9 protein-coding genes and 1 tRNA gene are annotated in these 13,339 nt (G+C 62.0%); 8 read left to right on the forward strand and 2 right to left on the reverse strand.

Translation table 11 applies throughout. The annotated features are described in order from the left end of the window. The first annotated feature begins 26 nt into the window (after positions 1-26). Both WIT60_RS13765 and WIT60_RS13770 read left to right on the forward strand, forming a co-directional pair. A complete protein-coding gene (locus WIT60_RS13765; RefSeq protein WP_339584493.1) occupies positions 27-1,121 on the forward strand; it encodes a branched-chain amino acid ABC transporter substrate-binding protein in 1,095 nt (364 codons plus the stop codon). Positions 1,122-1,157: 36 nt separating this feature from the next. Beyond that, a tRNA-Ser gene (locus WIT60_RS13770) sits at positions 1,158-1,248 on the forward strand. A 52-nt stretch (positions 1,249-1,300) separates the two neighbouring features. Here WIT60_RS13770 and norR read toward each other — a convergent pair. After that, positions 1,301-2,830, reverse strand: coding sequence for a nitric oxide reductase transcriptional regulator NorR (gene norR / locus WIT60_RS13775; RefSeq protein WP_339584460.1), 1,530 nt, complete (start codon positions 2,828-2,830; stop codon positions 1,301-1,303). Between the two features lie 217 nt (positions 2,831-3,047). Between norR and WIT60_RS13780 the strand changes: the two genes are divergently transcribed. After that, positions 3,048-5,303 carry a nitric-oxide reductase large subunit gene (locus WIT60_RS13780; RefSeq protein ID WP_339584461.1) on the forward strand — a complete coding sequence of 752 codons (2,256 nt, stop codon included), beginning with the start codon at positions 3,048-3,050 and terminating at the stop codon, positions 5,301-5,303. A gap of 74 nt (positions 5,304-5,377) precedes the next feature. Here WIT60_RS13780 and leuE read toward each other — a convergent pair whose 3' ends face one another. After that, positions 5,378-6,031, reverse strand: coding sequence for a leucine efflux protein LeuE (leuE, locus tag WIT60_RS13785; RefSeq protein ID WP_339584462.1), 654 nt, complete (start codon positions 6,029-6,031; stop codon positions 5,378-5,380). Between the two features lie 219 nt (positions 6,032-6,250). Between leuE and nirB the strand changes: the two genes are divergently transcribed. The 5 genes from nirB (at position 6,251) to WIT60_RS13810 (ending at position 13,334) form a co-directional block, all read left to right on the forward strand. After that, on the forward strand, positions 6,251-8,779 hold the full coding sequence (gene nirB, locus WIT60_RS13790; RefSeq protein WP_339584463.1) for a nitrite reductase large subunit NirB: 2,529 nt from the start codon (positions 6,251-6,253) through the stop codon (positions 8,777-8,779). Between the two features lie 21 nt (positions 8,780-8,800). Continuing rightward, positions 8,801-9,187 carry a nitrite reductase small subunit NirD gene (gene nirD, locus WIT60_RS13795; RefSeq protein ID WP_339584464.1) on the forward strand — a complete coding sequence of 129 codons (387 nt, stop codon included), beginning with the start codon at positions 8,801-8,803 and terminating at the stop codon, positions 9,185-9,187. 51 nt (positions 9,188-9,238) lie between these two features. Next, positions 9,239-10,558, forward strand: a complete 1,320-nt coding sequence (locus tag WIT60_RS13800; protein ID WP_445207705.1) for a nitrate- and nitrite sensing domain-containing protein — start codon at positions 9,239-9,241, stop codon at positions 10,556-10,558. A 200-nt stretch (positions 10,559-10,758) separates the two neighbouring features. Next, positions 10,759-11,571: a formate/nitrite transporter family protein gene (locus tag WIT60_RS13805; protein WP_339584466.1), complete on the forward strand. Its 813-nt coding sequence runs from the start codon at positions 10,759-10,761 to the stop codon at positions 11,569-11,571. Positions 11,572-11,597: 26 nt separating this feature from the next. Beyond that, positions 11,598-13,334 (forward strand): bifunctional protein-serine/threonine kinase/phosphatase, encoded by a 1,737-nt coding sequence (locus tag WIT60_RS13810; protein WP_339584467.1) that lies wholly within the window; start codon positions 11,598-11,600, stop codon positions 13,332-13,334. Positions 13,335-13,339 lie beyond the last annotated feature (5 nt).

A 13,339-nucleotide genomic window follows, 5' to 3' on the forward strand; every position in this document is an offset into this window, starting at 1 on the left:
GTTCCCTGCTCGCGGTGTCGGTGGTGATGACCGCTGCCATGTCTCACTCCGCACAGGCCCAGACCGTCGTGCGCATCGGTCACGTTGGACCGGTGTCCGGTCCCCAGGCGCACTACGGCCGAGACAACGAGAATGGCGCCCGTATGGCGGTGGACGAGTTGAACGCCCAAGGGGTCACCATCGGGGGCAAGAAGGTTCGCTTTGAACTCATGGCCGAAGACGATGCCGCCGATCCGAAGCAGGGCACCGCCGCAGCACAGAAGTTGTGCGATGCCAAGGTCAATGGTGTGGTGGGGCATCTGAACTCTGGTACCACCATTCCCGCGGCCAAGGTGTACAGCCAGTGTGGTTTGCCAATGGTGACGCCGTCGGCCACGAACCCGGAGTTGACACGACTGGGTTACAAGAACGTGTACCGCCTGCTGGCCAATGACAACGCGCTGGGGGCGGGTTTGGCGCAGTACGCGCACCAGGTGCTCAAGGTCAAGAAGGTGGCGGTCATTGATGACCGGACGGCCTATGGCAAGGGGGTGGCTGAGGTGTTCGCCAAGACAGCCAAAGGCTTGGGCATCGAGGTGGTCAGTCAGCAGTACACCAATGACAAGGCCGTGGACTTCATGGCCATCCTGACGTCCATCAAGAACAAGAAGCCCGACGGCATCTTCTTTGGTGGCATGGACCCTCAGGCGGGTCCGATGTTGCGCCAGATGCAGCAACTGGGCCTGACGAAGGCCTATTTGTTTGGCGGTGACGGCATCTGTACCGACAAGCTCAAGGATTTGGCGAGTGGTGCGCGCACCTTGAACAACGTGGTGTGTGCTGTTGGAGGCGCCTCGATCGAGAAAATGCCCAACGGCAAGGGCTGGCGTGCGCGTTACGATGCCCGGTTCCCCAAGCAGTTTCAGGTCTACTCACCGTATACCTACGATGCAACGATGGTGCTCGTTGATGCGATGAAGCGTGCCAATTCGGTGGACCCCAAGGTGTACGCCGCGAAATTGGCCGAAACCAACTACCAGGGGGTGACCGCCAAGGTGGCGTTTGAGCCCCAAGGTGATCTGAAAAACCCTGCCTTGACGCTGTACGTCTACAAAGACGGCAAGAAAGTCGCTGTGAATTGAACGGCGGCCCAAAAACTTGCTATAGTAGAGGGCTTCGGAGAGGTGGATGAGCGGTTTAAGTCGCACGCCTGGAAAGCGTGTGTGGGTTAATAGCCCACCGCGGGTTCGAATCCCGCCCTCTCCGCCAAGACATGACCCCAAGTGATGGATTCGCTTGGGGTTTTTTCTTGTCTGATGTGTCACACCATCCCCAGCCTGCGCGCCAGCTTGCGCAGGTTGCTCGGGTCCATCTGCAGGGTGCGTGCGGCGGCGGCCCATTTGCCCTGGTTCTGTTGCAGGGCCTCTTCAATGTGCTGGCGCTGAAACCGGTCCACAGCGCTTTGCAGCGGCTCCAGGTCGCGCACGGGGGCGAGCTTCTCCGCGGCCTTGGCCGCGACCTCGTTGCCGTCCAGTCCCAGCCAGGGGGCCTCAATGCTGAGCAACTCCGTGCGTGACTCGGCCTGGCTCAGCACCTTCAAGGCCGCGCGGCTGATCACGTGCTCCAACTCGCGCACATTGCCCGGCCACCCATACGTCAGCAGCGCTTTCTCGGCATCCGGCGACAGACGCAGGCAACGCAGCCCCAGCCGTGCCCGATTCAGCTCCAGGAAATGCCCGGCCAGCACCAGGATGTCGCGCCCGCGTTCGCGCAAGGGCGGGATGTGCACCGGGTACACCGAGAGCCGGTGGTACAGATCAGCCCGAAAACGCCCAGCCCGCACCTCCTCCCACAGCTTGCGGTTGGTGGCCGCAATCACGCGCACGTCCACATGCCGGGGCTCATCCGTGCCCAGGCGCTGGATCTCGCCGTTTTGCAGTGCGCGCAGCAGCTTGGCCTGAATCGACAGCGGCAACTCGCCAATCTCATCCAGAAACAGGGTGCCACCGTTGGCGGTTTCAAAACGTCCGGGCCGATCCTGCCCCGCACCCGAGAACGCCCCTTTGACGTGACCGAACAGCTCGCTCTCTGCCAGCGTCTCTGGCAAGGCTGCGCAGTTGACGTACACCAGCGGCTTGTCCGCCCGGGGGGAATGGCGGTGCAGCCAGCGGGCAAACAACTCCTTGCCCACGCCGGTCTCGCCCTGTAGCAGCACCGGCAGCTCGGAGTCGGCCACCACCCCCAACTCGTCCAGCAACTGCCGCAGCACCGCGCTGCTGCCCAAGATGGAGCTGGGCGCATCGCTCTCGCCGGCAACCCCTTCAGGGCGTGACAGGCGAAGGCTGCGCAGATCATGCTCAAGGCGGCACACCCGCAGCACCGATTCGATGTAGAGCGCGCAGGCACGCAAGGACGTCAGCGTCTGCGCGTCGAAATGGTTGGGCTCGAGGGCATCCAGCGTCACGGCACCCCACAAGCGGCCATCCAGAAACAGGCTCATGCCCAGACAGTCGTGCACCGGCAGCGGCGCATCCGGGCTGTCCTGCAGCAGGCCGTCGTAGGGGTCGGGGAGCTCGCAGTCGGCTGCAAATTGCACTGGCTCACGCGACGCCATGATCTGCGCCAGACGGGGGTGCTTGCCCATCGTGAAGCTGCGTCCGAGCACTTCGTGCACCAGTCCCGTTGCGGCCTGAGGGCGCAGGCTGTCGCCGTCCAGCCGCAAGAGCACGACGGCACTGCAGGCGAAGGCGTCGCGCACGCCCACGACCAGGCGTTGCAAGCGCAGGGCGGCCGGCAGCTCGCTCGACAGATCTGTCAGCAGGGTGGTTTGAAGGGCGGTGAAATCTACCATATCAGGTCATTTTAACCAGTTTTTGGTAGGGTGAATTATACCTTGCATTCAGCTAAGTCATTGATTTGAAAGAAATCATCAGCGGGCACGGGTTTTGCGCTCTGTGAGACTGACAGGCATTTCTCGTCTCATAAGGAGTTGTACATGACAAGACCACGACCCGACACCCTTGATCGTTGCACGCGGGCACCGCGCGCATGCGAAGGAGGGCGTCAACATGGGTAACTATCGCAAGCTCTGGTGGACCCTGATTGGGGTTCTCGGCGTCACGTTCTGCTTACTCGGCTGGTTCGGGCGAGAGGTGTACCGCGAGGCGCCACCGATTCCCGCACAGGTCGTCAGCGCCGATGGCACCGTGCTCTTTACGGAAAAGGACATTCTCGATGGACAGACTGCCTGGCAAAGCGTGGGCGGCATGCAACTGGGTTCCATCTGGGGCCACGGTGCTTACCAGGCACCGGACTGGTCGGCTGACTGGCTGCACCGTGAACTGACCACGTGGCTCGATCTGGCTGCGCAAGACGAGTTCGGTCAGGCGTACGCCGAGATCTCTGAAGAGCAGCAAGCCGTGCTGCGTCATCGGCTGAAGAACGAGTACCGCCAGAATCAGGTGAGAGACGGTGTGCTGGTGTTGAGTGCGCGTCGTCAAATGGCTGTGCAACAGACAGCGGCTTACTACGACACCTTGTTTGGCAGTGACCCTGCCATGCAGCAGACCCGCAAGAACTTCGCCATGAAGGAAGACACCTTGCCAGATGCGGGCCGTCGCGAGCAGATGACCCGGTTCTTCTTCTGGACGTCATGGGTGGCCGCCACCGAACGTCCAGGGCAAGATGCCACCTACACCAACAACTGGCCGCACGAACCGCTGATTGGCAACCAACCTACCGGTGAAAACCTCATGTGGTCGGTGATCAGTGTCATCTTGCTGGTGGCGGGCATTGGTTTCCTGGTCTGGGCCTGGGCCTTCCTGCGCAAACAGGACGAAGAAGAGCCCGTGGCGCCTGCGCGTGATCCCCTGACCACGATCCCCTTGACGCCTTCGCAGCGTTCGCTGGGCAAGTACCTCTTCCTGGTGGTGGCGCTGTTTGGCTTTCAGGTGTTCCTGGGCGGGGCCACCGCTCACTACACGGTTGAAGGTCAGGACTTCTACGGCTTCCCGCTGTCGCGCTGGTTCCCCTACACCTTGTTGCGCACATGGCACTTGCAAAGTGCGCTGTTCTGGATTGCCACGGGCTTCCTGGCTGCGGGGCTGTTCCTGGCGCCCATCATCAACGGTGGCAAAGACCCGAAGCTGCAGAAGGTCGGTGTCGATGTTCTGTTCTGGGCGCTGGTGGTCGTGGTCGTGGGCTCGTTCGTCGGCAACTACCTGGCCATTGCCCAGATCATGCCCGCCGAGTGGAGCTTCATGCTGGGTCACCAGGGTTATGAATACGTCGACCTGGGTCGCCTCTGGCAGATCGGCAAGTTCGCCGGTATTGCGTTCTGGCTGGTGCTGATGCTGCGCGGCATGGTGCCGGCGCTGCGCACCCCGGGTGGAGACAAGAACCTGCTGGCCTTGCTGACGGCTTCGGTGATCGCCATCGGTCTGTTCTACGGTGCCGGCTTTGCTTACGGCGAGCGCACGCACCTGTCGGTGATGGAGTACTGGCGCTGGTGGGTGGTTCACCTTTGGGTGGAGGGCTTCTTCGAAGTCTTCGCCACCGCAGCTCTGGCCTTCATTTTTGCCAGCATGGGCCTGGTGTCCAAGCGTTTGGCCACCGCCGCCAGCCTGGCCTCCGCTTCTCTGTTCATGCTCGGTGGTGTGCCAGGTACCTTCCACCATCTGTACTTCTCGGGCACGACCACGCCGGTCATGGCCGTGGGTGCTACCTTCAGTGCACTCGAAGTGGTGCCGCTGATTGTCCTGGGACATGAGGCCTGGGAGCACTGGCGCTTGCAACACCGCGCCGAGTGGATGCAGCGTGTGAAGTGGCCCTTGATGTGTTTCGTCGCCGTGGCGTTCTGGAACATGCTGGGCGCAGGGGTGTTCGGCTTCATGATCAACCCGCCCATTGCGCTGTACTACATTCAGGGGCTGAACACGACGGCCACGCATGCGCACGCTGCCTTGTTCGGGGTGTATGGATTCTTGGCGCTGGGCTTCACCCTGTTGGTGCTGCGCTATGTGCGTCCGAACCTGTGCTTCAGCGAAGGTCTCATGAAGACGGCGTTCTGGGGCCTGAACATCGGTCTGGCCCTCATGATCTTTACCAGCCTGCTGCCGATCGGCCTCATCCAGTTCCACGCCAGTGTGAACGAAGGCCTCTGGTACGCGCGCAGTGAAGGGTTCATGCAGCAAGACATCCTGGTGACCCTGCGTTGGGTACGCACCTTTGGTGACGTGGTGTTCATCGTGGGTGCCATCGCCATGTTCTGGCAGGTGACCAAGGGTGTGTTCGGTTTCGACGGGTCCACCGCTGTGAAGCGCTGATCTACCCGATTGACGCGAACAGCGTCAACGCCCCCGGTTGGTGGAAGCACCACGGACCGGGGGCGTTTTCGTTTTCAGCCCAGTCCCGCCACGGCCAGCCTGGCCCCAAAGCCGATGAACAGCCCCCCGACGCTGCCTGTGCACAGCGCGGCCAGCTTGCGCCGGCGACGGAACACCGCAGCCAGATAGCTGCCCCCCAGGATCAGGGCCGACAGGTACACCATGCTGCACACCTGAACGATGACGCCCAGCACCAGGAATGACAGCCACGGATGAGGGTAGGTGGGCGAGACGAACTGGATGAAGAAGGACACGAAGAACAAGATGGCCTTCGGGTTCATGAGGCCGATGAGCAAGGCCACCCGGAAGGGGCGCCCCGATGCGGATGGGGCCGGGAGCGGGGCATCGACGTTGGCGACCGGGCCTTGCCACCGCTGGATGCCTGCTCGCAAAAGCCCCCAGCCCAGAAACGCCAGGTATGCCGCACCGGCGTACTTCAAGCCCACAAACAGCGCCGGATTCGCCTGAAACAGCGAGGCCACGCCCGTGGCCGCCAGGGTCATCAGGATCAGGTCCCCCGTGAAAATGCCCAAGGCCCCTCGGTAGCCCGCCGACACACCGTGTTGCGACGCGACCGTCATGACATACAGGGAGTTCGGCCCTGGCAAGAGCACGATGACGATGGTGCCAAGCACGAAGGTGGTGAGATCAGTGATGCCGTAGACCATGCCACATGGTAAACGCACCGCTTTGCACCGATACCGTGCATCACCGTCGCAAGACGGATGGCACGCGTGTTGCTTGTCACTGGGCGTGCGCACAGGTGATGTGGCTTGATGCACAGACGTGGTTTCCGCTGACGGCGGCGGGCATCCCCTGGATGCAAGGAACCCAAGTTGGCAGCCCGGCTGTCTATCCGCTGTCTTTCAAGCGTCGCAGGAGTGCATATGAAAATCGTCGTCGTTGGCCACGGTATGGTGGGTCACAAGTTTCTGGAGAGCCTGGCTGAGTCGGGTCTGCCCAACGCTGAAGTCACCGTGTTGTGTGAAGAGCCACGTCCGGCCTACGACCGGGTGCATCTGTCGGAGTACTTCGCAGGGAAGACGGCCGAGGACCTCTCTGTGGTCGAGTCCGGATTTTTTGAGCGCACGGGCTTCAAGCTGCGCCTTGCGGCACGCGCGGTCGCCATCGAGCGGCGCGATCGGACCGTGACCACGGCCGATGGCGAGGTGCTGCCCTACGACAAGCTCGTGCTTGCCACCGGTTCAACCCCTTTCGTGCCACCCATTCCCGGCCGCGATCGCGACAAGTGCTTCGTGTATCGCACCATTGAAGACCTGGAAGGCATGAAGGCTGCAGGTGCCAAGTCTCGTACGGGCGTGGTGGTGGGGGGCGGTCTGCTGGGGCTGGAGTGTGCCAAGGCCTTGCGCGACATGGGCTTGCAAACCCATGTGGTGGAGTTTGCACCGCGACTGATGGCCGTGCAGGTGGACGAGGGAGGTGGCCGCATCTTGCGCCACAAGATCGAGGCGCTGGGGGTGAGCGTGCTCACCAGTCGCAGTACCGTGAAGATCGTGGACGGGGCTGAGCACCGTCACCGCATGGTCTTTGAAGATGGCAGTTACCACGAGACCGACATGATCGTGTTCTCTGCCGGCATCCGCCCTCGCGACGAGTTGGCACGTCAGTGTGTGCTGGCAATCGGGCCGCGCGGAGGCGTGGTCATCGACGACCACTGCCGCACCAGTGATCACCACGTCTACGCCATCGGCGAGTGCGCTTCGTGGAACGAACAAACCTTCGGCCTGGTGGCGCCGGGCTATGACATGGCTCGTGTGGCCGCGCGGCACATTGCCGGCGATGCGCAAGCCACGTTCACCGGCGCCGACATGAGCACCAAGCTCAAGCTGATGGGGGTGGACGTGGCCAGCATTGGCGATGCGCATGGCAAGACGCCGCACAGCCGCAGTTTTCACTACAACGACGACATCCATCAGGTCTACAAGAAGATCGTGGTCAGCGAGGATGGAAAGAGGCTGCTGGGCGCTGTGCTAGTCGGCAACGCCGATGAATACGGCACCTTGCTGCAGATGGCGCTCAACGGCATCGCTTTGCCGGACAAGCCCGAGTTCCTGATCCTGCCGTCCAGCGATGGCCAGGCCAAGCCCGGGCTGGGCGTGGACGCCTTGCCCGACACGGCACAGATCTGTTCGTGCAACAGCGTCAGCAAGGGGCAGATCTGCGCGGCCGTGGGCGAAGGCGTGACTACCATCGCCGACCTGAAGGCCTGCACCAAAGCGGGGGCCACCTGCGGCGGCTGCGTGCCCCTCGTCACCCAGGTGATGAAGGCCGAGATGAGCAAGCGGGGCATGGCGGTCAACAACCACGTCTGCGAGCACTTTGCATACTCGCGCCAGGAGCTCTATCACCTCATCCGCGTGGGCAACATCCACACTTTTGACGAGCTGCTGGCCAAGCACGGGCAAGGTTTGGGGTGCGACATCTGCAAGCCCACCGCCGCCAACATTCTGGCCTCGGTGTGGAACGACTTCGTTCTCAAGAAGGACTTGGCCAGCCTGCAAGACAGCAATGACTACTTTTTGGGCAACATCCAGAAGGATGGCACTTACTCAGTCGTGCCTCGCATGGCCGGTGGCGAGGTCACGCCCGAAGGCTTGATCGCGGTGGGGCAGGTCGCCAAGAAGTACGGGCTGTACACCAAGATCACCGGTGGTCAACGGGTGGACCTTTTCGGCGCGCGTGTCGAGCAACTGCCGTTGATCTGGGAAGAACTGATCGCCGCGGGCTTTGAGTCGGGCCATGCTTACGGCAAGTCTCTGCGCACGGTCAAAAGCTGCGTGGGCTCGACCTGGTGCCGCTACGGCGTCGGCGACAGCGTGGGTCTGGCCGTGGAGTTGGAGAACCGTTACAAAGGCTTGCGTGCCCCCCACAAGATCAAGTTTGGCGTCTCCGGCTGCACCCGTGAGTGCGCCGAAGCCCAGGGCAAGGACATTGGTGTCATCGCCACCGAAAAGGGCTGGAACCTATATGTATGCGGCAACGGTGGCATGAAGCCCCGTCATGCCGAGTTGCTGGTCTCGGATCTGAGCAAAGACGAGTTGGTGCGCACGATCGACCGCGTGTTGATGTTCTATGTCCGTACCGCGGATCGCCTGCAACGCACCAGCACATGGCGCGACAACCTCGAGGGCGGTCTGGATTACCTCAAGGACGTGATCCTCCATGACAGCCTGGGTTTAGGGGCAGAGCTTGAAGCCCAGATGCAGCATGTCGTTGACACCTATCAGTGCGAATGGAAGGCGGCTGTGACCGACCCCGAGGTGCGCAAGCGCTTCCGTTCGTTCGTCAACAGCGATGCGACGGACGAGCGCATCGTTTTTGTGAAGGAGCGGGGACAGATCCGTCCCGCTCGGCCCGAAGAGCACGCCCCCCAGACCGACGAAATCACTGCCTGAGAGCCCTGGAAGGAGAACAACATGAACGCAGCCATTCTGGATTTTCCTCACGCAGCGCAGGAGTCCGGCCACCGAGAGGCCGACGTGGCCTGGACCCCGGTGTGCGCGGTGGAAGACATCGTGCCCAACACCGGGGTGTGTGCCCTGGTGGCAGGGCGGCACGTTGCCGTGTTTCGCGTGGGACAGGATCAGTTCTATGCGATCGATAACATTGACCCCAAGACAGGTGCCAGCGTGCTGTCTCGTGGCCTCATCGGCAGTCTGGGTGGACGTATCGTGGTGGCATCGCCCCTGTACAAGCAACACATCGAGCTGAGCAGCGGCGAGTGTCTGGAGTCCCCCGCATACTCCGTGCAGGCGCACCGCGTCAGCATTCATGCTGGGCAGGTGCGCGTCGCCTTGGCATGAGCCAGGCGCCTGACGTTGTTCCGCATGTTTTCGTGACCTATCTGCTTGCACATGACCTTGTCCGCCTCTCACCTTGTCCTGCGTGCCAAACAAATCGAGCTCGATGCCGTGCGGCATCTCGCAGAGCGCGTCGACTTGGCCGGGGTGGTGGGGCAGCTCATTGACGCACTGCAGCGTGAACGGGGGGCGGCCAGCGTTTACCTGGCCTCCGCCGGTCAACGTTTTGAGGTGGAACGCCAAGCGGCAGTGGATGCTGTGCGTCCTCTCGAAGGCAGCTTGCTCGCCTTGTTCAGTGAGCAGGGGCTGCGCACGCATGGCACCAGCGCCCGAACCCTGGCGTTGATGGCCTGGGTGCATTTGGATCTGCAGGCCTTGGCTGCCTTGCGCTTGCAGATTGAGCAGCGACAGCCCACCGCGCACGAGGTGGTGGCCGCGTACAGCCGTGTGATCGCCGGCTTGGTCGAGCTGATCTATCAGTTGGCTGAGGCTGCGCCTCATCCTGGCATCTCTCGCTTGTTGGTGGCCCTGGTCCACCTGATTCAAGGCAAGGAGGCCGCGGGTCAGGAGCGTGCGGTGGGGGCGGCCCTCTTTGCATCAGGTGCATGCAGCGAGGATCAGCAACTGCGCATTGTCAAGCTCATTGAAGCACAAGAGCACAGCCTCAAGGTGTTCGAGGAGTTCGCGCCGATCAACCTGCAGTCACAATGGCAGCAGCACCAGTTGACACCTCCCGTGGCCATGCTGGAACGCCTGCGTCGTACCTTGTGCACGGCCCGACATGGCACTGTCCTTGATCCACGCCTGAGTGACAGTTGGTTCGAGGTGGCCAGCGTGCGCATTGCCGCGCTATGGCAATGTGAGGTCGAGCTCGTCGAGGCTTTGCGTCAGGCGTGTGCGGCGCAGCTTGACGCGAACCAACAAGACCTGCGTGACGCGGAAGGCCTGCTCAGGCAGTTGCGTGACAACCCGCCCCCCCACACCGATGCCGTCAGCCGCTTTTTCAACACCCATGAGCAGCTGGATGCGGCGCCAGTCCTGGGTGCCCAGCCTGATGGCAAAGGCCACAGAAGCGATGCACATGACGCTGCCAAGGTTTCGTCTCTGGAAGACATGCTGCAGGCACAAACCGCTCGCCTGGCCAGCATGGAGTCCGAGTTGGAGGCGGCCCGGCGAGCCCTGCACGAGCGCAAGCTCATCGAACGAGCCAAAGGTGCACTCATGGCGCGCATGGGTTTGACGGAGGAGGCGGCCTTTCGCGCCCTGCAGAAGACCTCCATGGATCACAACCGCAAGCTCGTCGATGTGGCGGAGGCCGCGTTGGCCTTGCCCGATCTCGTGTTCGGGCCACGCCCCGATGTGCACCAAAACTGAACGCGCGCGCACCATCTTGGCGGCGTTGCGCCGTCGCGCATGCCCATCCGCCCTGGCACAGAACATGCATTCAAAAGTGGCATCAAGCTGAAGACGGCTTGCCTGTTTGGATGACGGCGTCCTGACACTGTCCCTGCGCATTGCAGGGGGTGTCAGACGCCGTTTTCATTTTGAGTCTCCCATTCTTTCAAGGATGCACCATGGCCTACCTTGCCCCTGCCGAGTTCGTGACCAAGATGGTCGACGCTGGCGAATCCAAATTGCTCATGTCCACCCGTGACACCCTTATTCGCGCCTTCATGGCGGGAGCCATCCTCTCACTCGCCGCAGCCTTTGCGGTCTCGGTCAGCGTCAACACAGGCAATCCCTTGCTCGGCGCCTTGCTGTTCCCGGTGGGCTTTTGCATGCTCTACCTCATGGGTTTTGATTTGCTGACAGGCGTCTTCACACTGGCACCGCTGGCCGTGTTCGACAAGCGTCCAGGCGCCACCTGGGGTGGGGTGATGCGTAACTGGGGTTTGGTGTTCACAGGCAACTTTGCTGGCGCGCTCACCGTGGCCTTCTTCATGGCCATCATCTTCACGTTTGGCTTCAGTGAGGCGCCCAACGCCATTGGGCAGAAGATTGGTCACATCGGCGAGGGTCGTACTCTCGGATATGCCGAGCACGGCGCAGCCGGCATGCTCACCCTGTTCATCCGCGGTGTGATGTGCAACTGGATGGTATCCACGGGCGTCGTGGCCGCCATGATGTCCACCTCGGTGTCCGGCAAGGTCATTGGCATGTGGATGCCCATCCTCGTGTTCTTCTACATGGGCTTTGAGCATTCCATCGTCAACATGTTCCTCTTTCCTTCCGGACTCATGCTGGGCGGCAACTTCACCATCATGGACTACCTGATCTGGAATGAAATCCCCACTGTCCTCGGCAATCTGGTTGGCGGCTTGACCTTTGTGGGGGCGACTTTGTATGCCACCCATTACAAACCTGCTCCCAAGCGCGTCACCGCCTGAGCCTGCACATCTCCTTGGCCAGCATCATGAGCGCCAGCTTGCGCCTCACCCTGGGGCAACACTCTCAGGCTGGCCACAAACCCCTCAATCAGGACTTCCATGGTGCGGTGCTGCCTGCTGAGCCCCATTTGAGTACCAAGGGGGTGGTCGTGGCACTGGCCGATGGCATCAGCAGCAGTGCCGTCAGTCACATTGCCAGCGCCGCAGCGGTGCGTGGCTTTCTGGACGACTACTACGGCACCTCCGAAGCCTGGACGGTGCGGCGCGCCGCCCAGAGGGTGCTGAGTGCGACCAATTCCTGGTTGCACGCGCAGACCCAGCGAAGCGACGCGCGTTTTGACAAGGATCGGGGTTACGTTTGCACCTTCAGTGCCTTGATCCTCAAAGGCCGCATGGCACATCTGGTGCATGTAGGGGACACCCGCGTCTACCGCGTTCATCTCCACGCGCTGGAACAACTGAGTGACGATCACCGCGTGCGTGTCTCCGAGACGGATACCTACCTGGGTCGGGCACTGGGGACGGCTGCCACCCTTGAAATTGACCATCGAAGTTGGTCCCTGGAAGCCGGTGAGCTGTATTTGCTTGCCACCGACGGCGCGTACGAGTACCTCGATGCCGACACGGTGAATGCCGTCTGCATCGAGAGCCCCGACAATCTGGACCTTGCCGCACAGAGGTTGACCGAGGTGGCCCTGCAGCGTGGCAGCCGAGACAATCTCACCGTGCAACTTGTGCGCATCGATGCCTTGCCTGACGCCGAGGTGGGCCAGCACCTCACACAGCGAGACGGCCTCAGGTTGCCGCCGCCACTGAAGGCGGGAGACGAGTTCGAGGGTTACCACATCGTGCGGGAAGTGCACGCCAGCTCGCGCAGCCACGTCTTTCAGGCGCTGGATCTGCACACGCGTCAAACCGTGGTGCTGAAGACGCCTTCGGTGGACCTGCGTGAGCAGCCCGATTATCTGGATCGCCTGCTGCTGGAAGAGTGGATTGCCCACCGCCTCGACAGTCCCCACGTGGTCAAGGCGCTGCCCCCACTCCGTCCGCGAGCGCATCTCTTCGTTGCCCTTGAGCACATTGACGGGCAGACCCTGGCGCAGTGGATGGTTGACCACCCTGAGCCGAGCCTTCACGCCGTGCGGGAGGTGATTGCCCAAGCCGCCAAGGGGCTACAGGCCTTTCACCGTAAGGAAATGTTGCACCAGGACCTGAGGCCCGAGAACCTCATGATTGACCGTCTCGGCACTGTGAAGATCATTGACCTGGGCGCCGCCCATGTGGCCGGCTTGAGCGAAGTGGCTGGCGATGCGCAAGCTCGGGCTCTGATGGGCACGCTGCAATACACCGCGCCCGAGTACTTCGTAGGCGGGCAGGGCAGTCCGTCCTCCGAACTCTTCTCCCTGGCGGTGTTGACCTATCAGATGCTCACCGGCCATCTACCTTATGGGCTGCAGGTGACACGGCTTCGATCGCTCGCCGATCTCGGAAAGCTGCGCTACACCTCTGTCCGCAGCCGGCGACCCGACCTGCCCTTGTGGCTGGATGCTGTCCTGCAACGCGCGTTGCATCCCCAGCCCCATCGTCGCCAGGAAGCCATCTCAGAGTTCGTTCAGGATCTCCGTGCGCCCGGTGCGCGCTATCGACGAGATCGTCCCCCAGCGATGATCGAACGCAATCCGGTCCTGTTCTGGCAAACCTTGACCATCATCCTGGCGGGCACCGTGTTGATCTTATTGGCCTTGCGAGCCGTGGGGCGCTGACCTCA

Origin of the sequence: Aquabacterium sp. G14, assembly GCF_037482285.1 — a bacterium.
In the GTDB taxonomy this organism is placed as follows: Bacteria; Pseudomonadota; Gammaproteobacteria; order Burkholderiales; family Burkholderiaceae_C; genus Aquabacterium.